We start from the raw sequence: 26,283 nt of genomic DNA on the forward strand, positions 1-26,283 counted from the left end.
TACATATTCTAACTACTTCATAATAACTCAAGATAACCAGTATCAAAGGCAATTCTACAGTTGAGCTGCAGGATTTCACCTCTGACTTAATTATCCACCTACGGACCCTTTAAACCCAATGATTCCGGATAACGCTTGGATCCTCCGTATTACCGCGGCTGCTGGCACGGAGTTAGCCGATCCTTATTCTTACAGTACCGTCAAGCTCGGACACGTCCGAGTGTTTCTTCCTGTATAAAAGCAGTTTACAACCCATAGGGCAGTCATCCTGCACGCGGCATGGCTGGATCAGAGTTGCCTCCATTGTCCAATATTCCTCACTGCTGCCTCCCGTAGGAGTCCGGTCCGTGTCTCAGTACCAGTGTGGGGGATCCCCCTCTCAGGGCCCCTATCTATCGTGGCCATGGTAAGCCGTTACCTTACCATCTAGCTAATAGAACGCATAGTCATCTTGTACCGTAATCTTTAATGAAATCTTGATGCCAAGGCTTCATACCATGAGGTGTTAATCTTCGTTTCCAAAGGCTATCCCTCAGTACAAGGTAGATTCTATACGCGTTACGCACCCGTGCGCCGGTCGTCGGCGGTGCAAGCACCCCGTTACCCCTCGACTTGCATGTGTTAGGCCTGCCGCTAGCGTTCATCCTGAGCCAGGATCAAACTCTTCATCGTTAAATTTTTAAGTGTTTCCACTAATATGCTTAACAACCAAAGAAATTAATTTTAGTACTCAAAATGGCTTATTCTCTTGTTTGAAAATTATCGTTTCCAATAACTTTCTTACGCTGTCAATTCAATATGTGTATGAACTTTTTTCTGTTTCTCTAAGACCTTTATTGCTTAGCGGGTGCAAATATATAACTTATTTCTAACCCCGCAATACTTTTTGAAAAAAAAAATTAATCTTTTTTTTAATCCGTATTTCAATAAATTTCTGTTGAACGTTTTGAAAAAACATTGCTGTTTTTTCGGATTGCAAACTTACAACCTTTTTTTGTTATCTCAATGCTTATTATTGTAAAAATTTAAATCTTTTTTTATAAGCCTTTTAATGAACGTTGCTTTACTTCCCAAGTGTATACCTGTTTCGCTTAGCGGGTGCAAATATAGATTCCTTTTTAGAGATAACCATGACTTTTTTTGCCTTTTTTTAATCTTTTTTCGCCCCCTCTTCTTAGCCCTTTATTTTTAGGTACTTACAGCCACAAAAATAATCCGTTTTTTTTGTCGCCTTGTCCTTAATATATACACGCTTTTTATCGCGCTTTATAAAACACCTTAATCCCTAAACTAAAAAAGAACAGACCCCATTACAATCTAATAAAAAACCTCTTGCTATTAACACGCCCCTTTTTGCCCGCATTAGGGATTAATCATCCCTACTCTGTAGAAAGAAATCGTGAATCCTTCGGAATTGCAGCGTCAACCCTTTTGCACTTTCGCACAAAGTAATATAGCGAAAAGCAAACCCTTAGGGATCGCCTAAGACTTATGTGCTTTTAAAGAAAAAAGTTCCAAACAACGCCAAAGCGTATCGTGAAATCCCGGTAGGGATAATTGGGTGCTGAATAATAATCATAACCCGTGAAGGCTGCATTAAAATGCTCTGCCTTAAGATAAATTCTTGTTTGACGGATTTTAGCATTCACAAAAAAGTCTAATCTTGGGAACCCTCCTAGTTTTTGATCGTTTTGTGTATAAAACTCGGATAATAACGGATCGTAACCATTCATATTATATTCTGTAAAATAATTAAAGGTTATCCCTGTTTGCAGGTACATCGCTTTTTTGAACACATGATTAGCATAGTATAGCGTATTTCTGGAAATTACTTGTGGCACATTAAATACCTGATTTTCATCTTGAACATTTTGATACATGACCGTGTTATTCAGTCTGAAATTACCATATTTAAATTCTTTCTCTGCCTTTACCCTTAGATAGGTTATTGATTTATCGTTTTGAACAGGCTTAACGAGATTTGTTGTAGTCTCTTTTGCAAAATAGACGTAGTCATTAATCGTAGATAAGTCTACTGATAGGCTCACATACTTATTAGACTTGACAGCAAAGGCCAATTGTTGTGTTTTAATCGTACTAAACTCATTCTTCCAATTGTAGTTTACGTAATCACTTTGATATAATTGCGCATTATAATTTGGAGCGGATGCATGGTGATTTAGCTTTGCTTGAATGCTTAGATCTTTGTTTATATCATAATTAGCTTCTGCTTTGATGAAATTCCCCTCGAAATCCCCGAAACATTGACTCCTAAAGCTCCTTTAAGAATAAATCCTTTGATTTGCTTTTTGTATTGACCACCAACTGCCAACACATCTCCTTTCAATCTATTAGGAATAATACTGTTAATTAAGAACACTATTTTATCATAGCCATAATTATAATTGTAATGAGAGGCATTAAACTGTAAATCTCCAACAATATTATTAGAATAATTAAGCTGGAGTTGATTATGCAACTCTTCTAAAGTTACTCTATCTCTAAGTGTTAATGATTTAAAGCTATCCCCAAAAAAGTCATTCTGTCGTACTTGTTTAAACATATAACTCTTATCTTCCAATGCCATAACATGTGTTATATTAAGAGTGTTTCGCGAAATTGAATCAGCTTTATTTAAAAAAACATATTTATGATTTATATAAAATCGTTTCCCCTTTAGGATATTTTCAGCATCATCGAAATTCACTTCAAAAACACCTCGGTCTAGAAAATCCTCATCTCCTGATTCGAAAAACTGAAGATTATCATCTTTAATACCACCATTTTCCTCATTAAACAAGTCTTGAGCCACAAAGTGCGCATTAGCGACATACCGTTGATTTTTAGTTTCATAACTTGTTGTAAATCTAAAATTTCCCGTGCTGGTAAGTATGTTTTGGTATTTACCAAGAGAACGCAGTCCTTTGTAAGCAATTGAAACATTGAGTTGCTTTGAAGTGTTGGTGGTAAACAAAGCATCCAACAACTGTCCTTGTTCAAAAGCACTCTTATACATAAGTTCTGTTAGCGGTGTAGGAACATGAAAATAATTAATATCCTCAATTTCCATATAATTAAAATGTTTTGCGCGTGCTCCAAACTTTGGCATTAAAGCCATGCTTTCAAAATCCTCACTCAACGTATTATAACTTTGACCAAGGTTAGAAAATGGAATTAAATTGAAATTATCTTTACGTAGATAATTGTATTTGTATTCCTTTTGAATGGTTAAAGTGGTATCTACATAAGTGGTATCACTAAGATGGGAAATAATAAGATAATCCGTAATTTTCGCCTCACTGTTTTTAATATTCTTATTACTAGTGCTCTTGGCGGACCGTCTTCTAGTGGAGTCATTAGGCTGCCCCGTTTTTACAGAATAATTATCGCCATCTTTATTTACTGACTTATTTACTGGTCGCGTTTGTGCTAAGGCTAGGACACCAAAAAACATAAAAAAAACAACTAAGATTACTTTATTCATTAAATACTATTATTTTTAAAACTTACTTTGGTAAGTGTCTGAATTCTGTGGTAAAAATATGAAATATCTATAAGGATTTTCATTTTATATACAGAAAGGCATCTTGGCTGTTCAATAAAAATAAAAAAGACCTAGCGCATTCATTTCTTTTCTATTTTTTTAACTTTCAGACACCATATCTTATTAAAGAAAAATATTTCTAAGTATTTTTAAATTGTCATCGATATTACAATTTATTATTAGCTTAGCGTGTTAAGAATTATATAAATGCTAAAATTAAATTACTCCGGTTTTGATTTGGAATGTGGCACAGATGAAGCTGGCAGAGGCTGTCTTGCTGGGCCTGTTACTGCTGCCGCTGTTCTATTACCAAAAGATTTCAACAATACCTTCTTAAACGATTCTAAACAACTCTCTAAAAAAAAACGTGAATTTTTAAAACCAATAATTGAAGCTGAAGCTGTTTCATTTGCTTTTACTCACGTTTTTGAAGCGGAAATAGATACGGTAAACATACTTAATGCATCCATTATAGCGATGCAACGCTCGATAATAAAATTAGTCCCTACGCCGGAATTTATAATTGTAGATGGTAACAGGTTCAAACCGCTTAGAAATATTACTTACAAAACAATTGTAAAAGGCGATAGCAAATATTTAAGTATTGCCGCAGCTTCGGTTTTAGCTAAAACCTATCGAGATGCATATATGGCTCAAATTCATGAAGAATTTCCCATGTACAATTGGAAACAGAACAAAGGTTATCCCACAAAAGAACATCGAGACGCCATTAGAAAATATGGTATTACCAAATACCACAGAAAAACCTTTAGGTTATTACCTGAACAATTAAAATTAGAATTGTAATTTTGGGTTCTCTTTAAAAATGATCAAAATACAAATGAAGCATTTCCGGCTAATTGTCCTTTTTATATTTACGACTTTAAGTTGCAACAATCGCAAAAGCAACATTTCAATTTATGATTTCGTGCCTGAAAATGCACAAATCACACTTAATATTAACGCTATTGAAACCCTTAAAAGCAATGTGAAAAACAATGATTTGATAAGCGATTTAACGGCTACTGATATTTCAATACACCTCTCTAGAAAATTAGCCTTTTTAGATTTTATGTCCACGACTAAACCCATTGTTTTATCATTTATTAAGGATGGAAATGACAGTCTTCAGTTTACATTATGCACTAAAAATGTCCCTAATTTGTTTAATATTAATACTTTACCTAATCACAAAGAAGAAAGTATAACCATTGACAAACTAAAAGCTCGAAAATTCACTTATAACAACGAAGTCACTTATGCCGCTGTAAAAGATAGTGTCGTCGTTATTGCTTCAACTTTAGACTTATTAAAAACCTTATGCAACAAAAATAAAAAAAATAAAAAAACACCTTCTGCTTTTAGCACCATAGATAAAGAAAAAACACTTTCAATTATAGTAAATTCTCATCAATCAAACGCTATAAACACAGTATTCTATTCGGAAACACTTCCTTTTAAAAACTTCACAAATCTTACCACTTTTGATGCCGAGGTGTCTCAAGATCAAATTATCTTAAGCGGCGTCACTCAAGCAAAGGATTCGACAGACAGTTTAATTAATATCTTTAAGAATACCACGCCTCATGAAAATCAACTCGCAGAGATTGCTCCCAATAACTGCGATGGCTTTTTGAGTTTAACTTTTGATGATTTTTCTGTTTTCAATGCACAGTTAAAGGCTTTCAGAAAAACACAGGACTCCATAATTCCTACTACTCTTTTTGACAATATTGTTGAAGTTGGTCTCATTCATCAAACGAATAGTAAAACTATTGTACTAAATTCTATCGATATTATTTCTACAAAAGAGGCTTTAATAAGTGAGCAAAACAGAGAAGAAACCTATAGACAGATTGAGATTTTTAATTTTAGTACACCCAAACTTTTTGCAGAGATATTTCAGCCCCTAATCACTTACGACCAGGCAAAATATTATTGTATTATTGAACAATTTGTCGTTTTTGGAGACAGCAAAGAAAGTCCGGAAAACATTATTGCTAACTATCAAAATGAAACCACTTTAAGCTCACGAGATTATTACAAAGCCATTACAGAACATCTCAGTACAGATGCTTCCATTTTGCAGATTTCCGAGACCTGAAGTTCTTAAAAACGTGTTAGAAACAAATTTAAACTCAAGCGTCGACGCTTCTCTTAAAAACTACAAAATATCTGCATTACAATTTATATATGATACCGATTACGCACATCTTAATGCCATAATAAAAAAAGATAAAGGAAGAACGGAAAGTAATACGGTTACCGAAGTATTAAACATTAAACTGGATGTCAAATTATTAAATGATCCTCAATTTGTTATTAATCATCGCACTAAACAAAAAGAAATTGTAGTACAAGACATTAATAATAAACTGTATTTAATTTCTAATACAGGTAATATCCTTTGGAAAAAACAACTTAACGGACCTGTTTTAGGCAGAATTGAGCAAATCGACATTTACAAAAATGGCAGATTACAATTGGCTTTCGCTACACCACATCGCGTATATTTAATCGCGAGAAACGGGAAAGATGTCGATGGGTACCCCTTACTGTTTAATGATAAAATTACGCAACCACTTTCTGTGTTTGATTACGATAAAAAGAAAAATTACAGGTTATTTGTTACGCAAGGCAAACAGGTCTTGCTATACGACGGAAAGGGTAAAACAGTACAAGGATTTAAATTTTCTTCTGCAAAAGGAATAATAAATCATCAGCCCCAACATATACGTATAGCAAGTAAGGACTATATTATTATTAAAACCAATGAAGTATTGCATATTTTATCGCGTCGAGGAAAAACAAGGGTTTCCCCAAAAACAGACCTTACATTTTCAAATCAGCCAGTTTTTGAGTATGACAATGGTTTTGCAACGACCACCCAAGATGGTCATTTAATGCTAATAGACGACAACGGCAAAGTAACCAGCAGCACGCTTTTAGGGCAAAACACAAATCTAGTGACGACAAGCAAGACACTTGTCGCTCAAAACGACAACAAATTAAAGATAAAAAACAATGCATTAGAACTTAATTTTGGGAGTTACACAGTGCCTAAACTTTTTTATATTAATAATAAAATCTATGTTAGTCTCACAGAATTACAATCTCAAAAAGTGTTGTTATATGACAGTCAAGCAAAACTACTACCAAACTTCCCAGTGTATGGAAATGCACCAATAGACTTAGACAATATAGACTCTGATCCTGCTTTAGAATTTGTTACACGAGGCGATGACAGCACCATTTTAGTCTATGAAATTAATTAATTTTGTTTTTAAACAAAAAAACCTTAAGCATTAAATCTTTATGTGCAACAACCAATGATACAAATTATAGTAAAATTTTATTTATAAAAATGTTAACTTTATTGACTTGTACTTATTAATTGTTATAGATCAATAACTAAAACAAAAATTATGAAAACTAAATTAACACTATTAATTGCTTTTTGTTTGCTCTTATTAGCTTGTCCTGCCTCGGATGATGATACTCCTCCACCAATAGAAATTACTGCAACCAACTATTTATTTGAAGCAGAAGTTACACAAGAGTTCTATGCTAAAACACTTGCCGATTTGCAACAAAATGACCCAAATAACACTGCTGGCATTCAAGAGGCTGAAGACAATTTGAACAGCTATACCGAGTTTCTAGACAACTTAATAGAAATTGTTGGTATTGGAGTATTACCACCTCCTCCACCTTGCCCGAGATAGTATTGTCGGCGAATTGTGCTTCCCTAATGAAGGATTCTTATTAATGCCTGCAGGTGTAAATGCAAGCTTTAGAATTTTGTCTGAGAATTTAGAAGCGCTCGCATTGGTGAGTGGACAACCGCAAACGCTACCTAACAGTAATGGTGCCTTAAGCTATTATACTTACAATTTTGAAGCTGGTATTAATGGGACTATTCTATTAGAAATTACCCGCGAGGATGAAAATACTACTTTAATTTATACGATTCCTGCTGGCATAAGACCATAAAAATCTAATATTTGTATATTAGCCTTTAGATTTCCTAAAGGCTTTTTCATGAAAAAAACGCAGCTATTCCTTATTTTAACTTTTGGCTTTTATTTTTCTAGTGCTCAAAAAAGTAATTTAAAATCACTAGAATTCTTGGAACAAAAAGCAGGAGAATTCGCCTGGACAAATAAAGATTCTGCTTATCACTATTTTAATAAAGTGAAAATTTTAGCTAGAGCTGAAAAAGATTGGAAAGCTTTAGCCGAAAATTATATTAATACGATACGTAGTGCTGCATATCATTCAAGAAAGGAACTAGATTTAGAAACTATTAGTAAAAACTTAGATGAGTTGAACATGCTTTTTGTTCATCAAAACACTTTTTTTAGCACACATCCAGATTATCTATTCTATAAAAATTGCCTTTTAAATGATCGTGCTACTTATTATTTTCAGTTAGACGATTATGGCTTAGCGCAAGACACTTTTGATGCACTTATAGAAAATATTTTAACTAACGGCCTTGAAACCATTACTCCTGGCAATATTGACTTACTCTCAAGTGCCTACATTTATAAGGCTAAAATGTACAGCGACGAAGGTAAATATGAATTATCCAAAGTCTATTTTGAACGTAATCTAAGATTATTGGAAGATCTAAAACCAAACGACAAAAAATATTTATTCGCTAATTACAGCCTACTAGGCGAGCTCTACAAGCGCCAAGCTAATTACGAGAAATCCAACACGTACTTTATACCATCCTTAAAATATAAATTACGAACTAACGGAAAGAAAAACGGTATAGTAACTGATGCCCAAAATATTTTTAGCAATCACATTAAGCTAGAACAAATAGACAGTGCAACATTTTATTTAAAATTAATTAAAGCACATTTAAAAGATGGCGATACATATGAGCCAAGATATCATCACGCAAAAGCCGAACTCTTTAAAGCTGCAGGTAATTATGAAGATGCGCTTACAGAACAGCAAGTCGTTCTAAATCTTTATAGAGAAAAATGGACTACTAAAAAACATCTTGAAGTAGCACAATCTCATAGATCTATCGCACTTACTTTGTCAGAACTCAACAAGCCTGAAAAAGCATTGCAAGCCTATAACTTGGCTATAGATGAACTTACAGATAGTAAAACTATTAATTCGACAGTAAATAAAACAGAATTACTTAAACTATACAATGACAAAACGGACGTCCTCTTAAAGCTTAAAAATAACAGTGAGGCATTTGCAACTGCAAATCGCGCTATAACACTATTAGACAGTCTAAAGCCTTCTTTTAAAACAGAAACGGACAAACTTTTTATAGTCGATCAAGCCTATCCTATTTTTGAAAACGGATTAAAAGCTGCGTACAATTTATATATAAAAACCAAAGACTTCAATTTTATTAATCAAGCGTTCTTTATCTCAGAGAAAAGCAAAAGCACTTTGTTGCTCGAAGCGTTATTAAGTGCAAAAGTGACGACTTTTAAAACAGTTCCGCATTCGCTTTTAACCAAAGAAAAGCAATTAAAAACCAAAATAAATTTCATCGAAAAAAAAATTGATAAGTCTAAAACAGACCTCAACGTTTTGATGGATGATTTATTTAATGTCAAAAAAGAATATAACGACATTGTTGAAACAATTGAAAACAACTATAAATCATACTATGATTTAAAATACAATTCCAAAGTAGCTTCTATAGAAACTATGCAACTGTTTTTGGGTAAAGACGATGTATTACTTTCCTATTTCTATGGAAAAGAGTCCCTTTTTGTGATTTCTATTACAAAAACTGAAAAACATTTTACTCAGGTTCAACTAAATGAAACGATCGAAAACCTTGTTAAAGAAGTTTATATATTACTCAGCAACCCAAAATCTGATTTAGGCATATTACATGACAAGTCTTTTGAGCTCTACTCATTAATTCTTGAGTCACATTTGCAATACAGCAATAAAAAAAATCTTATTGTTCTACCAGATGGTCTACTAAACTATATTCCTTTTTCAGCCTTAACAACAAATGAAAGCAACTACAATTATTTGCTTGAAGATTATGCGATTTCCTATGCGAATTCTGCGACGCTATTGCTTCAACTTCAAGAACGAAAACAGAATAACAACAATGTCTTAGCGTTTGCACCCACATTTAAAAATAGCAGCTTACTCACGTTGCCAAACAATAAAAAAGAAGCTCAACAGGTGCTTTCTCATTTTAGTGGTGATCTCTATAGTGGCATAGGGGCCTCTCTCGGAAAAGTTTAACAAAAATAATTCAAGATATAGTATTTTACATTTGGCTACTCACGCCGTTTTTGATGACGCCACTCCTGAATCTTCATATCTCGGCATTTGCTCCTAATGGTCGCAGTGCCAATAAACTCCATGTTCGCGACCTCTATAATTTACAACTCAATGCCGATTTGGTGACACTAAGTGCTTGCGAAAGTGGCATCGGTAAATTAAATCGGGGTGAAGGATTAATGAGCTTGGCTCGAGGGTTTTATTTTAGTGGCGCCAACAGTATTGTGAGTACCCTTTGGAAAATTAACGATGCTTCTTCAACCCAGCTCATGGGTGACTTCTATCAACATTTATCAAATAGAAAAACCAAAAATAATGCTTTAAAAAACGCACAATTAGACTTTATAAACATAAATAAAGAGAATGGTTTTTCACACCCTTACTATTGGTCTGCTTTCGTAGTGTCTCGGAAACTCGTCACCCATACACACCCATTATTATTTTATATTAATATCAGGTTTTGCGTTAATTTTGTTACTATTGTTCCTTTACCTTAGAAAACTAAAATCTTAGTCCAATGCTTTAAGTAGCGCTTCTGCTTTAGATTGGTTATAAGTATAATGCTCTGTGAGCGTTCTTAGTTGTTGAATGGCTTCCCTTTTATCCTTCTTTTTTAGAGCGATTAGCGCTAAATACCATTGTGATTCTCCAATAAATTTTTCGTTTTCAAAGACTATCGATTCTAATAATGATTTAGCCTTATCCATTTCTTCTAACTTTAAATAGGCTTGAGCCATATAGAATTTGTGATACGCCTTATAATCGACTGTAGGGATGCTTTCAAAATTCTTAATTGCATTTCCATAATCTTCCGCTTCATAGGCTACAAACGCTTTTCGTTCTGGTGAGTCAATAGCATCGCTTCTTGTTATTGCGAACTCGGTATTTGGATACTCCTGAAAATTAGAAACATACAATTCATTATAATCTACTCCAAAAAAAGTAGTGTAGCCCAACCAACTCGCGCCTACTAAAAAAACAATGGATGCTACAATTTTCCAACGAAAACCTTTGGTTTTATTACGTTGCTCTTCGCTTTTAATATCCCTTTCGAAACCTTTCAGCCTTGTTTTTAAGTTAGTGTTTGCCTCTTGTATTATTGCGCGTTTTAAATTCTTTTCAAATTCAAATGCCGCTGCAAATTGGACATCCATTTCTAAACGCTTATTAAACTCACGTGTTTGCGCTTCAGTCAGGGTATTAGAAAAATAATGATATAATAAATCGTCGTTAGTCATTAGGAATTGCTATTAATTCGTTCTTTTAGGGTTTTTAGACAACGTGATTTCGCACTTTTAATCACGTTTTCACTATTATAATTGCCTTGTGCTAATATATCTTTAATGGTAAATCCACGATAATAAAAGAGCTTTAGTAATTCTTGACATTGCTTACCTAAACTTGTGAAATGGGTCTTCAATAACTGTTGCTCATGCGTTAACTCTTGGTTATCAATTGTGATGTTTTCCATAACATCTTCTTGATCTCTTACAATATCCATATTGTAATCTGAACTAATGGTTTTGTTATTTTTTTTCATCTTGTCAAAAATTAAATACTTACCAATACTAAATAGATATGTAGAAATACTACTTGTCATTGTTTCAATTTTTCCGGACATGATGTTGTTGTAAAAGGCAACATAAGCATCCTGGTAAACATCAATAACATCGTCTTGAGGTAAATTATAACGTTTAGCAAAATTTATAAACTTGTCTCTGTTGTCTTCATACACTTTACGAAGGTGCTGTTCTGAGCCTTGTTTTAATTCCTCTAGTGTGATGTCTTCAGCTTGGTTTAACATTTAATAGTGGGCGTTGATAAAAGGTTAACACTTAACTAGCTAAATTAACTTTTTTTACATAAAAAATATTATTTCTATTAACCTTTTCAATTTTAAGTTATAAAGATTAAAACGTTAAAACTTTTAATTATGAATACTTTAATTGGTAAGTATATTTCAAAATTTCTATTACTATTTGTGGCTGCCGCTACATTTTCATGTTCAAGTGATAATAGCGAAGACAAATTCTTACCACCGAAACCCTAGACTTAACTTTCGATTTAAAAACCAATCAAGATCAAATGGGTGACTTTGCCTGTAAAACTATGATTGAGTTTAATGGTAAAGTCTCGGGCTATTGGTGGTGATGACAGCTATACTATAGGAAATAATTATTCAAGCTCTGTCCGGAACAGTGACGATGGTGTGGCGTGGGCTTCAGTTGCTAGTAATTTAACTGGAGAACGCTGTGGCCATACTTTAACTGTATTTAATGGTAAACTTTGGCTTATAGGTGGTGAGAATACTGCAGGTGATTGGTATGGCGATATCTCGGTGGACAACAGATGGATCTAACTGGACCAACACTTTTGTAACGGCACCTTTTGGAGAAATCACCTATCATCAAACTCCGGCTTTTAATAGCAAAATGTATGTTATCGCAAGTTCATTAGCTACTGGAAACACTTTTGTACAATCCACAACGGATGGCAATACCTGGATTGAAGAAACCAATAATGCCTTTTACGGCCGTGTTAATCAAGGTGGATTTGTTTTTGATAATACTATGTATGTTTTAGGTGGTGAGACTATTGCTGGAGAAAAACTTAATGAAATATGGAAAAGCACCAATGGAAGTAATTGGTCTTTGGTTCCACAAAACCTTTCTATTTTTCCAGGTTTGAATTGGCACACTGCAACCGTTTATAACAATAAAGTGTGGGTTGTTGGCGGTCGCACTGCTACTTCTGTTTACACAAATTCTATTTATACCTCGTCAAATCTTGAAGACTGGATACATTATGATGGCACAAACCCCTTAAATCCCATAACAAAACATGCCACATTATCCTATGATGATGCTCTTTGGGTTTTTGGAGGTTATATCTCAAGTGGAACTGCTACAGGAAAAATATGGCGTGTTACAGAAGATTAATGTTAACCTTTTCATTTTAAAAAACATTAAGTAGAAACAACTAAAAATTCTTAATATGAATGCTTTAAAACAAAATCAAGAATTCCGAGAAAACAATTAGAAGTTTTATTAATAAGACCATAAAGATTTCACTTCTAGTATGTGCTCTCTCAATTTCAACCGTCTCTCCTGCTCAAACAAAAACTACGGATTCGTCTAAAGTGTCAAAAGACAACTTTCTAGATATGGGAGCCGAAATTTTAACACAAACGTTTGGAACAAACTTAGGTGGTAATGCCACTGGAGAGAAAACTGGTTTTCTTGAAATGCTGAATAAAACGGATTTAACAGAAGAACAGAAAACAGAATATAGAATATAGAAATCAATATTACTTACAAGCTAAAGAGTTGACACAAAAACAAAAAGACTCTTTAGGTAAAGCCATTGAGAAAAAAATTCTCGAAGCTGAAAGAGCAGACGATTAATCAATTAAAAACAATATAAAATGAGACATTTAAAGACTATAGCACTCATCTTAACTCTATGTTTTGCTACACAAGCCGATGCACAAATTTTTAAAAAACTAGGCAAAAAAATCAGTAAAGTAACTGAAAAGACCTTTGAAAAAAAAGCAGAACAAAAAACAGAAAAAGAAACCAATAAGGCATTCGATTCTACTTTTAATAATGGGAGCAAAAACAATAAGACTAAAAATGGAAAACAGAAAAATTCATCATTTGGCATGTCTAATGTAGCCCCGGCGGACACCTATAAGTTTAGCCATAAATATACCATGCAAATTGATGATGGCAAAAGCAAAACAGATCTTGACTATTTTTTAACCAATCAAGGAGAATATTTAGGGTTTATGATGCCAGATGATAGACAGAAGCTATTTACAGTTATAGATATGCCAAGGAGTACATTATATATGCTTATGGAAAATAAAGGCGACAAAACACAAATGGCTATGGATATGAAATTTGACGATGTTGCAAACGATGCATTTATAGAATCTGATTATTCAATAACACCAACTGGAAGAACTAAAACTATGCTTGGGTATTTAGCTAATGAATACGCTGTAAAAGGCAAGGATATGCATGGTACCATTTGGGTAACTAATGAAGCTAATGTAACATTTACTAAACTTTATGCAAAAACAAAAGTAAAAAAGGGTTTAGACCAGATGTGGCTAAAGATGATAGATGGCCTACCATTAGAAATGAATATTACCGATACTTCTAAACGAAAAGCAAAAAACATGACCATGCGTTGTATTGCATTAGAAAAAACAAGTTTTTCTATAGATACATCAGATTATAAAAAGATAATGTAATGAAAGCACTTCTAATCATTTTCGGATTACTGTTTCTTTATTCATGTAATAAAGAAACTGCAACAGATTCAAAAACTACGCCTGAACGTTCTGTCTCATCTCTAAGCGCTTCGGCTAAAGACTCTAAAAACGGCACTTACTTATGCAAAATAAATGGTGAAGATTGGTATTACACCAAAGCTTCAGGGCTTGTTTACAAGGATAAAAAAACAGGAATACAAATGGCAACAATCACTTTTAAAAAAAAATGACAAAAGGAAGTGAACATTTACAGCTAGAGTATGATGTGCAAAACAATACACTTAACAGAGTATTGGTAAACATAAAAAGACTTAATAAAGAAGAGAAGGCAATTACCGCATTTTACAATGCGACGAAAGAAACAATTACAAAAAATCCAAAAACATTATTATCCGGAAGTATAGATATATCTAATGGTACAATAGCTTCGGCACTGCTAATTTTAAAGTGGAAAACAGTTATGAGAAAAAAATATTAAAAAATCCAGAGGACTTTTTAATTCATATTTCAGATCTACAGTTTACTGGTATTGACTATTCAGATTTAAATAAAACATTTGGAAACTAATTTTAAAAAAATGAAAACACTCTATAAAACCATACTACTATTAATTATTTCTATTTCTATTTTTAATTGCAGTAAAGACGACGATAGTTCTAACCAGACTTTAAACCCATTACTTGGACAATGGGAAATTACCTCAGGTGATTTTATATATGGTAGTGATAAGTATATCTATTTCAATACAGATAACACAGCCAATATTTTAAGACAAACCAACGATAATTTTAAAGGGATTTATAGTCCTAATTATAGTATTTCAAATGGTGAAGTTACTATTGATGGTACAGGTGGGCAAGGAAGTCCAGGTCTCTTTAATTATGTACTTGATGGCAATACGCTAACACTATCCAGTAGTACTTCAACTAAAACACTTCAAAAAATTGATAACGGACAAAATAGCTCTGATTGGGTTGAAACGCTAAATATTCTTTCTCAAGGTAATGCGCCCTGGGAAGGAGATGTAGATATCGCTTTCACCTATGATAAAACAGCAATTGTATATGGCAAAACAAATGCCTCTGACCATATAGGATTAATTAATCCTGAAACTTTTGAGGAAATTGGACAAATAGCAACTACTAACAGTGCTCGTGCTGTAGAAATTGAAAAGTATGATGGTTCTTTACGATATGTATTTCAAAGTAATAATGGATCTGATAACTTCCATGCTTATTACAACAGTAATAACAATTTAGCTTTCGACTCCCTTGAAACTGGTGCATGGATAAAAGGTCCGGCATCTCAAGACGCAGATAAAATTTGGGTTGCTAGTAGTAATGAATCCAGCTTGTATTTATATAATTATGTATTGTCCCCACATCTTATTGAGCACACTATAGCTCTAGAGATTCAACCCGAAGGTTTGGACTATCAAAATGGACATCTATATGTCTGTGATGGGCAATTTGTACACAAATGCCAAATTGCTCCTAATTTTCAGGTAGTTTCAAGTTATAGGGTACAAGATACCACTATTAGTGGCATCGCTTTCGACGGCATCAACTTTTGGGTGAGTGGTTACAATTATAGTAATAGTAACCATGTGATCGTAAAAACTAACCTCACACTATAATTTTTTTAAACATATGTTAACCTTTATATAAGAGAACCATTAAAGCATTATAAAAACTATTAAACCAAATAATTATGACACATTTAAAATCAATGTTAACTTTAGTAATCACTGTAATTACTTTTTCAACTTTTGCTCAAGATGGCTTTACACCAAGAGCACAAGGCAACTTTTTAGCCAATGGTAGTATTGGTATTATTTCTACCAGCGAAAAAGCAAAATTCGAAGGCACTACGAGTGATGTAGGGAGTACTTTTCAAATTACAGCAACACCAAAAGTTGGTTATTTTATTACTGATAATATTGTTGCAGGATTAGAAATCGAGGTAAGAACCAGTACTACTAAATTTGAAGGTATTGACGAAAAGGTCACCTCAGATGGAATAGCAGTAGGTCCATTTGCCGGATATATGTTTGACAATGGCTTATTTGCAGAAGCTACCGTAGGTTTTGGCTCAAATAAAACCAGTACTATTATAGGAGATATTGAATCCAGTGTTTTTGCCATTCGTGGTACGGCTGGATATGCCTTTTTCTTTGGAGATCATATTTCTGTTGAACCTGCTATTAACTACACAAATCAAAGTCAAAAACCTAAAGGAGGTGATGGTGATAACAAAACCATTTTAAATACCATCTTTTTTAGTGCAGGTTTTACAGCTTACTTCTAAAAGAAATTTTCAAAATACTATTAGTTATGAAACATCCAACAATTAAAAAAGGTCGTTTAATCAGGACTACTGATTTAAAAAGAACGTTCAATCTACTATTTCTATTTGCGTTAAGTATTGTTTCATTATCCTGTGGCCCTTCAGAAGATGATTCGCCGGAACCAACACCAATAATAGATTTACAGGCAGATGACGTCGTATTTATGATAACACCAACATCATCAATTGCATTTGACGGTACTGCAACCATTACTGGTCGTGTAAAAAATATGGCAGACAACTTTATATCCGTTGAAGGCCAACAAGTCATACTCTTGTATGAAAGATCTCTAGGTACACCAACAGACCAGCCAGGAACTGAAATTGGTAGAGTAGAATTCACAACCCTTCGCACCGGTGAAACAATGCAAGTCTCCTATACACGTCCATGGAATTCAGCGTCTCCGGCAGAAGGAGAATTTCCACCGGAATACATTTTAAGACTAAGCCTAGATCCAGACATTCAAATAGATGGAAATGTTCATAACAACGATAACAATTCGGAAAACAATGAACTCATTGTCAGCGGTAAAGCTATTAACCAACTATTCTAATTAAAACTTAAGTTAGTCTAAAATATCATTTCTCAAATAAAATAATAATCCCCTGTACTTCTCTAATTAAGTTTTTTCATTTTTAGTTAGTTGTTGAAAAGTCGGAGTTTAAAAAATTTCGGCTTTTTTTATTCGTAAATGTTAACCTTTCCAATTTAAGAACTATTAATTAAAAAACAGCATTCAATTGTAACACCTAGAAAAATGAAAAATTTACTTCAAGTGGCCATCAATGAGTTTGGCATAAAAGAAATTAAGGGACCTCGCCACAACCAACGTATTATTAAATATGCTCAAGATTCGAAATTCACATGGATTAATGATGATGAAACGGCATGGTGTAGTACGTTCATGAACTGGGTCGCAATCCAAGCTGGGTTACAACATTCAAAATCGGCTTCTGCCCGATCGTGGCTAAATGTGGGATTCGAAACACAAAACCCGGAGCCTGGCGATGTTGTTGTCTTTTGGAGAGACAGTATCAATTCTCAATTTGGTCATGTTGGTATTTATTTAGGTTATGCTAAAGATCAATCTAGAATTTACGTCTTAGGTGGTAATCAGGGAGATGCTGTATCAATTTCTGCATATCCTGCTGCACGATTACTCTCTTTTAGAAGGTTGACCAACACAACCGCAGTGCGTTTACCTGCTTCCACTTTAGAAAAAGGCTCTAGAGGATCTCATGTTGTTGCCATTCAAAATGCGCTTAAAGTTACGGGGTATAACCCGGGGACTTCTGACGGTATTTTTGGAATAAAAACACAACAAGCCTTAGAACGCTTACAATCGACATCACCCCATATAAAAAATACAGGCATTTATAATAGTGAAACTAAAAAACTAATGGAAAGCCTATTAGCAAATAAAGCATAATCCGTAAACCATAAAAAAATAGAAATCATGGCAAATCAAACAGAAGTATCAGCAGAAAGAGAAGTACTCCCGAAGTACTCATGAACTCCGTTTTAGGAAAACTCTATGACATTTTAACTAATGGCGATGAAGTTGCTCCAAAATCAGACGATAATTATCTCGCCTGGCTCTCTGTTGGCATCCCATTCCCAAAAGAAGAATTAGAATTTTTATCTACAGGCTTTACTGGTCTTTATAGATCGCCGTAACCGGAGCCCTTAGAAGACGGTGAACAAAGAGAACTTCCTAGAGAAAAAACACCCGAAGAAATTCAACAATTATTAGCTCAGGATGTTACGAGAAAATATATGCAAGCCGAAAATCTAGCAAGGTTAGCCGATATGATTCCTGATACAAGTGGTGTTAAAGGGGATGTCACCATGAATGTTTGGAATCCTGAAAACACCTTATCACTAGCTTACCGACATATTTTAAAATTTAGTCAGGTTGCTAATTTCGAACCGGATGAAAAAACCAAAAAGAAAATAGAACGTTTACGAAGTTTACTTCAAGAAAAAAAGATAAAAAAAAATATTGTTACCGAAGAGGAAGAAGAGATTTTAGAAGAAACCATGTTGGTGAAAAAATACAACGAAAAGCTTCAAAACTACCTTAATCACGCCCTAGAGTACAATGCGCATCGTGTTAATGCCCTTGCAGCTAAAGACCCTGCTGCTGTTCATTACTGGAGCATTAATGCTTCCATTTTAAGAAGTAAAGTGATGGCGGCTAAAAACGACTGGATCACCAATGGCTTTAAAGAGGAGTATGATCAAATTGCTGCTTTTATAGCCCAAGTGGAAGGTCGAAGCATGGTTACATTAAAACAACAATACATCGATGATATGGAAAAAGCAAGACTTACTGGTCCTGCATCCGGATCTGACTTTTACTACTCATCCTTAATCCCTGGAGGATTTGCCGAGACCGATAACGGTTGGACAAAATTTAGTTTTTCTAGTAGTGACTTTCAATCTAACTACAAATTTCATTCCGAATCAGGAAGTGTTTCTGCACGTGCAGGCTTCTTTGGCTTTGGAGCCTCAGGAGGCGTTGGACATGAAAAACAAAAAACAGAACGAAAAATTGATACGTCAAACTTTAGCCTAGAGTTTAAAATTTGTCAGGTTCCCATTGTGAGACCTTGGTTTAACACGAACTATTTAACAAGTAAGTATTGGCGTTTTGACAAAAATAATCCGGAATTCAAAGATAATATGGTATCAGATGGTGAAACGCCGCCTAACGGTATGATCCCAGCCTATACCACTACTGCCATATTTGTTAAAGATTTACACTTAAAATTCTCTAAAAGCAATAGTGCTTTTGTTGATGACGTAGAGAACACCTCAGCAGAGACTAGTGTTGGCTGGGGCCCTTTTAATGTGTCCGGTAAATATAAAAACAACAACCGGGAGTTAGATATCAATGCACACAGAGAAGGGCAAGGCATAAGTGTCGAAGGCATGCAACTAATTGGTTTTAAATGCCACATACTTCCTAAATCGCCTGACGCCAAACCTAATATTGAAGACTGGGTATAACTAAAAAGCTTAATGATCATGTCACAATTAGCCACCATTTTTGAAAAAATAAAAGAAGATTTTTTTACAAACCATGTCGAAACAGCCACGAAAGAAGACTATAGTCTTGTTTTTTCACCGTTTTCGGCAGGGTTTACAAATGATGATTTCTTATTCTTAGATTCCAACTCCGCCTCCTTATCGGGAGAATCTGCGAGAAAGTATAATGATGATTTGTATTCCTTTTCTCAAATTTCAAACACCATTCCAAGGGAAAAAAATTTCCGGGCGGTCTCTCGGAAACGAAAATGATCTATTATATAACCCGTATAAATTAATTATTGACCACCTTAAATATTTAGACCCGTAAACATTGACTATTGACATGCTTTATGAGCATCCACTATTCTTTGATGCTCTAGAGAGTGTTGACTCAGTTGAAAAACCGCTTTACTATTCTTTTTTTGAGCAAAATATCAGATTAACGAAAGCCATGACTGCTTTAAAAGAAAGCCTAACAGCATCTAACAAAACGATTATAGAATTAGAGATAAAATTGAAAGAGGCGCATCTTTTAGCACTTCATGAAAAATGGGAAGCAGAAGGTTCTAAGCAAAACATTGAATCAGAAATTTTGGAAACGATTAAAGATGAGTTTAACAGGTTTGTAAATAAACAAACAAAAATAAAATCTCACCTGTTATTCCCAAAAACACACCACACCGATTATTTTCCTTCCTTTTGCTCACCCAAAAAATTATATAAATCGGATGAATTAGAATGGACAAAGATTAAAATCAATACGCCGAACTTCAAAGGTTGTTTAAAAACATGAATGTTTCAGACTATCAAACTGTTTTTGGTGCCACCGAGATTTCTAAAATTGATATCGATACTATACAATTTGAGCTGCTCTTCGTGAATGTGACAAGAGACTGGTTTGATGAGTCCATACTCCACTCTCCTTTTTGGGACATCAACTTACTAAATAAAGAGGAGATTGATATTCCAAAAATATCCAGCAAACTCATTTTTATACGAAAAGTAGATTTAAATCTGAAACCAGATTCGCAACATAACAAAGCTTTAGCAGCTAAGAACACCCCACTAAATATAGGCCCTTTTATAATGAATTTGTCTCAGTTGTACTCTAAAAATCCAGTAACGCTTTCCTCTGTTAATAAAGGACTGAATATAGACCGCAAAGTGGTTATGAATGTAGGTTCAAAATTACATGACAAGCAAAAACAACAACCTCTAAACAAAATTATATCAAAAAAACAAAAGCAGTTTATCAACTTAGCACCCAAACTTCAAGTAAAAATTAGCACACCAAAGAACACCGTTCAAAAAGCAAAAGTGGCGCCTTTCTTTTATATGGCATCACCCATGGTAACAAATCTACATATTCCATTAGCTCTGAGTAATACCAACTGCACATTCCTATTTAAAGACAAAACTACAGAGGAGACGCTCTTTGTTAACCCGAAGCGGTTAAGATTCTTTATCAAAATAAGCCAGTATTAGTTAGCATAGGAAATACCAACAAAAGACTAACAGCCACTTTAACCAGTAAACGGGATTATACGCTGCAGGTAGCTCTTGATGACTACAGACCCGTTGTTTTTCATTTTAAAACGAGTGCTGCAAAAGCATTAACATTTGACATACCACTTGAAGGGATACCAAAACCAGCGGAAAACGATAATAGTTTCCAATTAATTGGAGTCATTGCGAAAACAATAAAACCGTTCCCTAATCCCATTAAAAAAGCAGATTACACATAAACTAAAACATAGAAATCATGGCAAAAAACAGAAACAATTCAGGACAATCGAAGGGAAGCGGCAGTCGCTCATCTTCAACAAGCGGTTCAAAAGGAAGAACTTCCCGAGGTTCTAGTAATTCCAGCGCTTCAAAAGCGGGCACGTCTTCTAGAGCATATGCTCATGACGATGATTATTCTAATACTACTAACTCAAAAGACACGGGAAACCCTTCTAATTCCAATTCAAATAGCCGCCATTCATCTAAAAGTAATACGTCTTCGCATTATGATTATTATAATGACCCTAATTATGCCTCCGGAAATGTGAAAAATTCTGGAAATTCCTCGCGATCTAACGGTAACCAATCTACAAAAGGCACTGCTTCTTCGAGTGATAACTATTATGAGGATGATCGGTATGATGGTAACAATGACACTTATGGACATTCAAAAGGCTCTAGAAACTCCTCTCAATCTCATGGCGGGCCATCGACAAAAGACAGACCTTCTTCTCGGCGATAATTATGATAGTCGTGACAGATATGATGATAACCAAGACGTCTCCGGCCCTTCCAAAAATTCCGGTAATTCCTCCGGATCATACTCCAATGACGAGTATCCATCGAAAGGAAATGGGACGCCAACTAATGATACTTACAGTAATGACGATCACTACAATTACGGAAACATTACTTCAAAAGGGGGTTCAAGCTACCAAAATGAGGAACCCATAAACGACCCCCCTTATGACGATTATAATCATTCCGATCGTGAAACTCCAGCATCTCATAAAGGCAGCCAAAGTGACTCCATGTACCCGAATAATGACAATAACGATACTCATGGCTCTGAACCTATTTCAAAAGGAGGTGGAAACCAAACAGAAAATAATTACACAGCTGCGGAAGAAAATAATACCCTCGAAAATGACAGGCCAAATTCTGGTCATGCACCAGCAAGTCACGTGCCAAATCATTTTGAAACCTGCACCTCATTTAAACGCAATTATGATGAGTTTAGAGAAACTTTAGTCTCAAATTCGTCCAACCTTCGAAGGGCAATGATTTCAAGAAGTGACCCATCACATATTGGGCGCGTTATTGACAGAACAACCGATTTAAGAGATATTCACCATGACTATTTAACTGCGGGTGCAAGATCCGGAGATCGCATTTGTTTAGCCACTGAGATTATTAGAGACGAGAGAAGGTATGTCGAATTTATTCGCTTTACCGCACCTAACATGCATACTTTTGATGATGAACCCGTTATTGCAAACACAGCAGATATACAACGACAGGAATTAACACAATTACATAGGGATTTTACTGGGTTTACTAATGATGTGATTTCCGAATCCCAACGTACTTTGGCAGGCCGAGATAGTCACGATACGACATTAGCAAACGCCATAGGGGTATATTGTAATAACATGATTAGGTTAAGCCGAAGAGAAAGAACAATGATTCCAGCAGAAGTCTCACGTAGTTTTGCCAGCCCAATAGTTAATAACGTTCAAAGAGATTGGAGTAGATTGACCAATAATAACTCCGCACCTGCTTTACAGGGTCAAGACGATCTAGTTATTCGTCGTTATAGAGCCTGGGCACGTGCAGTCCTTTTAGAACATGGAAACACCACCGATGAAGCAACCATTAATAATTATGTAAATACATTTAATGGTTACAGGAATTATTAACGGCACCCTAGGTTTCTTAAGTCAAACAAAAATACTGCTCAATTTTTTTTAAAGTAAACTGTTAACTTTTCATTTCCAAGACCATTAAAAGAATAAACATATTAATCACTTAAAATTAAAACAATGAAAAATTTAGTATTAAAAATGAAGTATTTAACATTGGCATTATTAGTTGCTTTTAGCGTTTCATGTTCACCGGAAGATGGAGAACAAGGGCCGCCAGGTGAGCAAGGGATTGCAGGAACCAACGGTACGAATGGAAATGCAAATGTCACTTCGGTCCTTTTTGAAAACCAAACGATTAATAATGGCAACACTGTATTTGCCCTTCCGAATTGACACAAGACATTTATGACAATGGTATCGTCTACGCTTATGTTACCGTAACAGGTAATGATTATTGGGAGGTGCTTCCTTTAAGTACTGGAGGCAGTATTATTTTAGAAATTGATCGTATTGAAGTTGGTCAAGTCACATTAAAAGCTAATTTCACTCAAGGAAGTCTAAAACTTCGTTTTGTTTTAGTTGCTGGTACTCCCGCAGGTAAAACAAGTAAAAATATAAGTAGCATGTCGTACGCGGAAGCGATGGACTATTTTGGATTAGAGTATTAACTTTATCTGAAATACTTTTAAAAACCGAAGACAAAACTCTTCGGTTTTTTTTATTTCGTTTTTCTATTGAAATGCCTACTATTGCATTTTAAAATTCAATATTTTTTTCAAGATGATTACACGTAAAAGCGCGAGCATTTCAAAATTCATAATTCATAAAGTTGGTAATAAACATAACGACACCAAAAATGCTTTTTCTGATAAAGAAGTGCATTTTGATGAAGCTAGTTACGAATTAATGCTGCCCTTTCTTTTGCGTCCATTTGGAAGCGTCGTTCAAAGTTTTCGTTTTAATCACCATGCCAATGTAGATTTAAATGAGATTAATGCTTACGCCAAACAAATTTTTAATGAGGATGATGGCTTTGTAGAAGCTTCAAAAAACATTGTAAAACATTTATACGAACAATCAGATTCTGCTCAAATTAAAACGGGCGATGTGTTAGTTGCTGTTTTTGAAGGTATAGAATATAAAGACATGGTAACCAATGCTATTGGGATTTTTAAAATTGAAAACAAAATCAACTTCTTTCAAACCTATTTAGAAGATAATAGTTATGACGTATTGGTTCAAAAAGGAATCAGTTCTAAAAAAGTGGATAAAGGGTGTTTGATTTTAAATCAAACCGATATGGAAGGCAGTATTGTTTTAAGTGTTGATAATAATAGTTACGATGCCCAATATTGGCTAGACAAATTTTTGAATATAAAATATGCCGATGATAGTAATAATCACACACACAACTATATTGATCTTTGTAAAGAGTTTTCCACCGAAATTTTGAAACCAAGTTACGGTGAGCAAGAACGCAATATCTTTTTGGCTAAGACTATTGATTTTTTTAAGGAAAATGAAATTGTCAATATCGAACGTTTTAAAGAAGAGGTGTTTGCCGAAGAAAAGCACATTCAATTGTTTGAAGATTTTAAAAAGGAATACGAGACGGGTGCCGATTTTGTTTTACGCAACCAATTTGATTTAGCTGAAGCTGTTGTTTCTAAAGAAAAGAAGAAAATAAAAACAGACATAAAACTAGATACCCATATACAAATAAAATTGGATATTGACGCGCCCGAGGCGGCTAGCGAACATCTTGAACGTGGTTATGATGAAGATAAAAAAATGTATTATTATAAAGTGTTTTTTAATGCAGAAGGATAAACTTTATATAAACACAGCTGTTTTTAAGTACGCTTATTAATCTATTAGGTCAACTTGATTAGAAGAAATTTTTATCTTTAGCTTGAAAATATCACTAATTATGTCTAGTAAAAAAGAACTCTTTTCCCGATTTGGCATCGCTTCAAAAGGCGTTGTTTATATTTTATTAAGTATACTAACCTTGCTCTCTGCTATAAATGCCGGTGGGGCGCATTACGGTAGTAAAGATGCCTTAGAATATTTAGCTAAGCAAAATTACAGTGTTGTTTTACTATCCATCATTGCCTTGGGATTATTAGGATTTGTTTTTTGGAGATTTTATCAAGGCTTAGCTAATCCTGAACAAAAAGAAAATGATATTAAAGGGATTATTACCAGAGTGAGTTACATAGCAAGCGGCATTATTTATGCCCTTCTTAGTGTTTATGCTATTCAATTAATTTTAGGCTCACAAACCAGTGCATCTTCTAAAAGTAGTAACGCTTCGGCCTATATAATAGTGACCTTTTATTGTGGATTATTGGTCTTCTCATCATCGCTAAAGGCATTTATGAAATATATCAGGCCTACTCGAAAAAATATAAAGATGATTTAGAAAATACCGATCTAAGTCCTGATGTTCAATCGAAACTGCTCAAATGGGGGCGTTTTGGGTACACCATGCGTGGCCTCGTTTTTTTATTAGCGGGATTTCTTACAATCACTGCTAGTAACACCCAATTATCAGGAAAAACCGATGTGTTCGGTTATATCAACAGCGAATTCGGAAAAATTCCATTAATCATTATAACCATAGGGCTTTTAGGCTATGGGGTCTTTATGCTCATTCGGTCTAAATATGCGACTTTAAAGCTCTAATATTTATCGTTAAAAAGGTCCTATAAAGCTTTTTTGACTTTAATAAATAGCTAGTAATATATTGCACTTCTAAAGCATACCCGTCTTTTGAATATGTTAAGTTCTTGAAGGACTTAAGTCAAAACAGAATCGACTAAACGCTTCCCCAATAGAACGACCTGCAAATAATAATAAAAACAATTAAATTATGAATATTACTTTAGTACAAGCAGAAAAAATCATTACAATAGCAAAAGAAAAAGCGATTGCCATTGATACCAAAATGAATATTGCCGTTGTAGATGCAGGAGCAAATTTAGTCGCTTTTGTTCGCATGGACGGTGCTTGGTTAGGCTCGTTAGACATCGCAATAAAAAAAGCTAAAACCGCTCGTTTTTTTGACATGAATACGGGATCAATAGGAGAACTATCTCAACCAGGGCAACCATTATTTGGTATCGAACATTCAAACCATGGCCTTATTACTTTTCCGGGTGGCGTGCCCATTAAAAATGCTGCGGGTGACATTATTGGAGCTGTTGGAGTTAGTGGAAGCTCTGTTGAAAACGATCATGCCGTTGCAGAGACAGGAGCATCGGCAATTTAAAACAACACCATTAATATCTATTAAAGGGGGTAATTAAAAGTGTTGTTATCCTCTTTTATACTTTATAACATCAAGGATTTTTAAATCCTTCCTTTATTCTTTAGAATCCCTTCCGATTTTCTTGACTGTATTGAAATTTTCAAATGC

General features: G+C 34.5%; 33 protein-coding genes, 1 rRNA gene and 1 pseudogene (1 of these 35 cut by a window edge). 30 read left to right on the top strand and 5 right to left on the bottom strand.

From position 1 onward, the window contains the following. Positions 1–672: ribosomal RNA gene (locus N7U66_RS08145) — 16S ribosomal RNA — on the bottom strand; it reaches 846 nt to the left of the window's first position. An 827-nt stretch (positions 673–1,499) separates the two neighbouring features. Further along, positions 1,500–3,484 (bottom strand): annotated as a pseudogene (locus N7U66_RS08150) (putative porin). 267 nt (positions 3,485–3,751) lie between these two features. On the opposite strand from N7U66_RS08150, the gene N7U66_RS08155 reads away from it, so the two are divergent. The 7 genes from N7U66_RS08155 (at position 3,752) to N7U66_RS08185 (ending at position 10,329) form a co-directional block, all read left to right on the top strand. Next, complete coding sequence (locus N7U66_RS08155; protein ID WP_267678031.1) at positions 3,752–4,351, top strand: ribonuclease HII; 600 nt, start codon at positions 3,752–3,754, stop codon at positions 4,349–4,351. Between the two features lie 34 nt (positions 4,352–4,385). Beyond that, positions 4,386–5,648 carry a hypothetical protein gene (locus N7U66_RS08160; protein WP_267678032.1) on the top strand — a complete coding sequence of 421 codons (1,263 nt, stop codon included), beginning with the start codon at positions 4,386–4,388 and terminating at the stop codon, positions 5,646–5,648. A 13-nt stretch (positions 5,649–5,661) separates the two neighbouring features. Further along, on the top strand, positions 5,662–6,819 hold the full coding sequence (locus tag N7U66_RS08165; protein WP_267678033.1) for a hypothetical protein: 1,158 nt from the start codon (positions 5,662–5,664) through the stop codon (positions 6,817–6,819). A gap of 150 nt (positions 6,820–6,969) precedes the next feature. Next, entirely contained in the window at positions 6,970–7,269 is a 300-nt protein-coding gene (locus tag N7U66_RS08170) for a hypothetical protein (RefSeq protein WP_267678034.1), read from the top strand. Beyond that, a complete protein-coding gene (locus N7U66_RS08175; protein WP_267678035.1) occupies positions 7,232–7,537 on the top strand; it encodes a hypothetical protein in 306 nt (101 codons plus the stop codon). The genes N7U66_RS08170 and N7U66_RS08175 overlap by 38 nt, the downstream gene beginning before the upstream one ends. Before the next feature lie 48 nt (positions 7,538–7,585). Beyond that, positions 7,586–9,793: a CHAT domain-containing protein gene (locus N7U66_RS08180; RefSeq protein WP_267678036.1), complete on the top strand. Its 2,208-nt coding sequence runs from the start codon at positions 7,586–7,588 to the stop codon at positions 9,791–9,793. 53 nt (positions 9,794–9,846) lie between these two features. Continuing rightward, positions 9,847–10,329, top strand: a complete 483-nt coding sequence (locus N7U66_RS08185; RefSeq protein WP_267678037.1) for a CHAT domain-containing protein — start codon at positions 9,847–9,849, stop codon at positions 10,327–10,329. Between the two features lie 12 nt (positions 10,330–10,341). On the opposite strand, the gene N7U66_RS08190 is transcribed toward N7U66_RS08185, so the two are convergent. Next, on the bottom strand, positions 10,342–11,070 hold the full coding sequence (locus N7U66_RS08190) for a tetratricopeptide repeat protein (RefSeq protein WP_267678038.1): 729 nt from the start codon (positions 11,068–11,070) through the stop codon (positions 10,342–10,344). After that, complete coding sequence (locus N7U66_RS08195; protein ID WP_267678039.1) at positions 11,070–11,636, bottom strand: RNA polymerase sigma factor; 567 nt, start codon at positions 11,634–11,636, stop codon at positions 11,070–11,072. The genes N7U66_RS08190 and N7U66_RS08195 overlap by 1 nt, the downstream gene beginning before the upstream one ends. A gap of 318 nt (positions 11,637–11,954) precedes the next feature. On the opposite strand from N7U66_RS08195, the gene N7U66_RS08200 reads away from it, so the two are divergent. From N7U66_RS08200 to N7U66_RS08270, 15 genes are all read left to right on the top strand, one after another. Further along, on the top strand, positions 11,955–12,191 hold the full coding sequence (locus tag N7U66_RS08200; protein ID WP_267678040.1) for a kelch repeat-containing protein: 237 nt from the start codon (positions 11,955–11,957) through the stop codon (positions 12,189–12,191). Continuing rightward, positions 12,130–12,771: a Kelch repeat-containing protein gene (locus N7U66_RS08205; protein WP_267678041.1), complete on the top strand. Its 642-nt coding sequence runs from the start codon at positions 12,130–12,132 to the stop codon at positions 12,769–12,771. The genes N7U66_RS08200 and N7U66_RS08205 overlap by 62 nt, the downstream gene beginning before the upstream one ends. A 200-nt stretch (positions 12,772–12,971) precedes the next feature. Then, on the top strand, positions 12,972–13,130 hold the full coding sequence (locus tag N7U66_RS08210; protein WP_267678042.1) for a hypothetical protein: 159 nt from the start codon (positions 12,972–12,974) through the stop codon (positions 13,128–13,130). Between the two features lie 126 nt (positions 13,131–13,256). Next, the gene (locus N7U66_RS08215; protein WP_267678043.1) at positions 13,257–14,090 is read left to right on the top strand and encodes a hypothetical protein; all 834 of its coding nucleotides are present in this window, start codon (positions 13,257–13,259) and stop codon (positions 14,088–14,090) included. Further along, positions 14,090–14,341, top strand: coding sequence for a hypothetical protein (locus tag N7U66_RS08220; RefSeq protein WP_267678044.1), 252 nt, complete (start codon positions 14,090–14,092; stop codon positions 14,339–14,341). The genes N7U66_RS08215 and N7U66_RS08220 overlap by 1 nt, the downstream gene beginning before the upstream one ends. Then, a complete protein-coding gene (locus tag N7U66_RS08225) occupies positions 14,338–14,589 on the top strand; it encodes a hypothetical protein (RefSeq protein WP_267678045.1) in 252 nt (83 codons plus the stop codon). The genes N7U66_RS08220 and N7U66_RS08225 overlap by 4 nt, the downstream gene beginning before the upstream one ends. A 99-nt stretch (positions 14,590–14,688) precedes the next feature. Next, positions 14,689–15,747 carry a hypothetical protein gene (locus N7U66_RS08230; protein WP_267678046.1) on the top strand — a complete coding sequence of 353 codons (1,059 nt, stop codon included), beginning with the start codon at positions 14,689–14,691 and terminating at the stop codon, positions 15,745–15,747. Between the two features lie 74 nt (positions 15,748–15,821). Further along, positions 15,822–16,418, top strand: a complete 597-nt coding sequence (locus N7U66_RS08235; RefSeq protein ID WP_267678047.1) for an outer membrane beta-barrel protein — start codon at positions 15,822–15,824, stop codon at positions 16,416–16,418. Positions 16,419–16,444: 26 nt separating this feature from the next. After that, positions 16,445–17,011 carry a hypothetical protein gene (locus tag N7U66_RS08240; RefSeq protein WP_267678049.1) on the top strand — a complete coding sequence of 189 codons (567 nt, stop codon included), beginning with the start codon at positions 16,445–16,447 and terminating at the stop codon, positions 17,009–17,011. A gap of 204 nt (positions 17,012–17,215) precedes the next feature. Next, positions 17,216–17,887, top strand: coding sequence for a C40 family peptidase (locus N7U66_RS08245; protein ID WP_267678050.1), 672 nt, complete (start codon positions 17,216–17,218; stop codon positions 17,885–17,887). 80 nt (positions 17,888–17,967) lie between these two features. After that, positions 17,968–18,135, top strand: a complete 168-nt coding sequence (locus N7U66_RS08250) for a hypothetical protein (RefSeq protein ID WP_267678051.1) — start codon at positions 17,968–17,970, stop codon at positions 18,133–18,135. Positions 18,136–18,234: 99 nt separating this feature from the next. After that, positions 18,235–19,470, top strand: a complete 1,236-nt coding sequence (locus tag N7U66_RS08255) for a hypothetical protein (protein WP_267678052.1) — start codon at positions 18,235–18,237, stop codon at positions 19,468–19,470. Between the two features lie 18 nt (positions 19,471–19,488). After that, on the top strand, positions 19,489–19,761 hold the full coding sequence (locus N7U66_RS08260; protein ID WP_267678053.1) for a hypothetical protein: 273 nt from the start codon (positions 19,489–19,491) through the stop codon (positions 19,759–19,761). Positions 19,762–19,822: 61 nt separating this feature from the next. Next, on the top strand, positions 19,823–20,284 hold the full coding sequence (locus N7U66_RS08265; protein WP_267678054.1) for a hypothetical protein: 462 nt from the start codon (positions 19,823–19,825) through the stop codon (positions 20,282–20,284). Then, positions 20,281–20,976 (top strand): hypothetical protein, encoded by a 696-nt coding sequence (locus N7U66_RS08270; protein ID WP_267678055.1) that lies wholly within the window; start codon positions 20,281–20,283, stop codon positions 20,974–20,976. Before N7U66_RS08265 ends, N7U66_RS08270 begins: the two co-directional genes overlap by 4 nt. A 100-nt stretch (positions 20,977–21,076) precedes the next feature. On the opposite strand, the gene N7U66_RS08275 is transcribed toward N7U66_RS08270, so the two are convergent. Further along, positions 21,077–21,214, bottom strand: a complete 138-nt coding sequence (locus tag N7U66_RS08275; RefSeq protein ID WP_267678056.1) for a hypothetical protein — start codon at positions 21,212–21,214, stop codon at positions 21,077–21,079. A gap of 39 nt (positions 21,215–21,253) precedes the next feature. On the opposite strand from N7U66_RS08275, the gene N7U66_RS08280 reads away from it, so the two are divergent. The 8 genes from N7U66_RS08280 (at position 21,254) to N7U66_RS08315 (ending at position 26,136) form a co-directional block, all read left to right on the top strand. Then, entirely contained in the window at positions 21,254–21,739 is a 486-nt protein-coding gene (locus tag N7U66_RS08280) for a hypothetical protein (protein WP_267678057.1), read from the top strand. Continuing rightward, complete coding sequence (locus N7U66_RS08285) at positions 21,696–22,916, top strand: hypothetical protein (protein WP_267678058.1); 1,221 nt, start codon at positions 21,696–21,698, stop codon at positions 22,914–22,916. The genes N7U66_RS08280 and N7U66_RS08285 overlap by 44 nt, the downstream gene beginning before the upstream one ends. A gap of 123 nt (positions 22,917–23,039) precedes the next feature. Then, positions 23,040–23,255, top strand: a complete 216-nt coding sequence (locus N7U66_RS08290; RefSeq protein ID WP_267678059.1) for a hypothetical protein — start codon at positions 23,040–23,042, stop codon at positions 23,253–23,255. Next, on the top strand, positions 23,252–23,530 hold the full coding sequence (locus tag N7U66_RS08295; RefSeq protein WP_267678060.1) for a hypothetical protein: 279 nt from the start codon (positions 23,252–23,254) through the stop codon (positions 23,528–23,530). Before N7U66_RS08290 ends, N7U66_RS08295 begins: the two co-directional genes overlap by 4 nt. Before the next feature lie 112 nt (positions 23,531–23,642). After that, the gene (locus N7U66_RS08300) at positions 23,643–24,692 is read left to right on the top strand and encodes a nucleoid-associated protein (protein ID WP_267678061.1); all 1,050 of its coding nucleotides are present in this window, start codon (positions 23,643–23,645) and stop codon (positions 24,690–24,692) included. Between the two features lie 100 nt (positions 24,693–24,792). Then, positions 24,793–25,287: a DUF1206 domain-containing protein gene (locus tag N7U66_RS08305; protein ID WP_267678062.1), complete on the top strand. Its 495-nt coding sequence runs from the start codon at positions 24,793–24,795 to the stop codon at positions 25,285–25,287. A 65-nt stretch (positions 25,288–25,352) separates the two neighbouring features. Continuing rightward, on the top strand, positions 25,353–25,550 hold the full coding sequence (locus N7U66_RS08310) for a DUF1206 domain-containing protein (RefSeq protein WP_267678063.1): 198 nt from the start codon (positions 25,353–25,355) through the stop codon (positions 25,548–25,550). 187 nt (positions 25,551–25,737) lie between these two features. Further along, positions 25,738–26,136 carry a GlcG/HbpS family heme-binding protein gene (locus tag N7U66_RS08315; protein ID WP_267678064.1) on the top strand — a complete coding sequence of 133 codons (399 nt, stop codon included), beginning with the start codon at positions 25,738–25,740 and terminating at the stop codon, positions 26,134–26,136. Positions 26,137–26,283 lie beyond the last annotated feature (147 nt).

Origin of the sequence: Lacinutrix neustonica, from assembly GCF_026625145.1 — a bacterium.
Taxonomy (GTDB): Bacteria; Bacteroidota; Bacteroidia; order Flavobacteriales; family Flavobacteriaceae; genus Lacinutrix; species Lacinutrix neustonica.

Coding starts and splice junctions, on each gene's coding strand:
- N7U66_RS08155 (WP_267678031.1), top strand. CDS start 3,752: ATGCTAAAATTAAATTACTCCGGTTTTGATTTGGAATGTGGCACAGAT.
- N7U66_RS08160 (WP_267678032.1), top strand. CDS start 4,386: ATGAAGCATTTCCGGCTAATTGTCCTTTTTATATTTACGACTTTAAGT.
- N7U66_RS08170 (WP_267678034.1), top strand. CDS start 6,970: ATGAAAACTAAATTAACACTATTAATTGCTTTTTGTTTGCTCTTATTA.
- N7U66_RS08180 (WP_267678036.1), top strand. CDS start 7,586: ATGAAAAAAACGCAGCTATTCCTTATTTTAACTTTTGGCTTTTATTTT.
- N7U66_RS08185 (WP_267678037.1), top strand. CDS start 9,847: ATGACGCCACTCCTGAATCTTCATATCTCGGCATTTGCTCCTAATGGT.
- N7U66_RS08190 (WP_267678038.1), bottom strand. CDS start 11,070: ATGACTAACGACGATTTATTATATCATTATTTTTCTAATACCCTGACT.
- N7U66_RS08195 (WP_267678039.1), bottom strand. CDS start 11,636: ATGTTAAACCAAGCTGAAGACATCACACTAGAGGAATTAAAACAAGGC.
- N7U66_RS08200 (WP_267678040.1), top strand. CDS start 11,955: ATGGTAAAGTCTCGGGCTATTGGTGGTGATGACAGCTATACTATAGGA.
- N7U66_RS08215 (WP_267678043.1), top strand. CDS start 13,257: ATGAGACATTTAAAGACTATAGCACTCATCTTAACTCTATGTTTTGCT.
- N7U66_RS08220 (WP_267678044.1), top strand. CDS start 14,090: ATGAAAGCACTTCTAATCATTTTCGGATTACTGTTTCTTTATTCATGT.
- N7U66_RS08225 (WP_267678045.1), top strand. CDS start 14,338: ATGACAAAAGGAAGTGAACATTTACAGCTAGAGTATGATGTGCAAAAC.
- N7U66_RS08230 (WP_267678046.1), top strand. CDS start 14,689: ATGAAAACACTCTATAAAACCATACTACTATTAATTATTTCTATTTCT.
- N7U66_RS08235 (WP_267678047.1), top strand. CDS start 15,822: ATGACACATTTAAAATCAATGTTAACTTTAGTAATCACTGTAATTACT.
- N7U66_RS08240 (WP_267678049.1), top strand. CDS start 16,445: ATGAAACATCCAACAATTAAAAAAGGTCGTTTAATCAGGACTACTGAT.
- N7U66_RS08245 (WP_267678050.1), top strand. CDS start 17,216: ATGAAAAATTTACTTCAAGTGGCCATCAATGAGTTTGGCATAAAAGAA.
- N7U66_RS08250 (WP_267678051.1), top strand. CDS start 17,968: ATGAACTCCGTTTTAGGAAAACTCTATGACATTTTAACTAATGGCGAT.
- N7U66_RS08255 (WP_267678052.1), top strand. CDS start 18,235: ATGCAAGCCGAAAATCTAGCAAGGTTAGCCGATATGATTCCTGATACA.
- N7U66_RS08260 (WP_267678053.1), top strand. CDS start 19,489: ATGTCACAATTAGCCACCATTTTTGAAAAAATAAAAGAAGATTTTTTT.
- N7U66_RS08270 (WP_267678055.1), top strand. CDS start 20,281: ATGAATGTTTCAGACTATCAAACTGTTTTTGGTGCCACCGAGATTTCT.
- N7U66_RS08275 (WP_267678056.1), bottom strand. CDS start 21,214: ATGGGATTAGGGAACGGTTTTATTGTTTTCGCAATGACTCCAATTAAT.
- N7U66_RS08280 (WP_267678057.1), top strand. CDS start 21,254: ATGGCAAAAAACAGAAACAATTCAGGACAATCGAAGGGAAGCGGCAGT.
- N7U66_RS08285 (WP_267678058.1), top strand. CDS start 21,696: ATGGCGGGCCATCGACAAAAGACAGACCTTCTTCTCGGCGATAATTAT.
- N7U66_RS08290 (WP_267678059.1), top strand. CDS start 23,040: ATGAAAAATTTAGTATTAAAAATGAAGTATTTAACATTGGCATTATTA.
- N7U66_RS08300 (WP_267678061.1), top strand. CDS start 23,643: ATGATTACACGTAAAAGCGCGAGCATTTCAAAATTCATAATTCATAAA.
- N7U66_RS08305 (WP_267678062.1), top strand. CDS start 24,793: ATGTCTAGTAAAAAAGAACTCTTTTCCCGATTTGGCATCGCTTCAAAA.
- N7U66_RS08310 (WP_267678063.1), top strand. CDS start 25,353: ATGCGTGGCCTCGTTTTTTTATTAGCGGGATTTCTTACAATCACTGCT.
- N7U66_RS08315 (WP_267678064.1), top strand. CDS start 25,738: ATGAATATTACTTTAGTACAAGCAGAAAAAATCATTACAATAGCAAAA.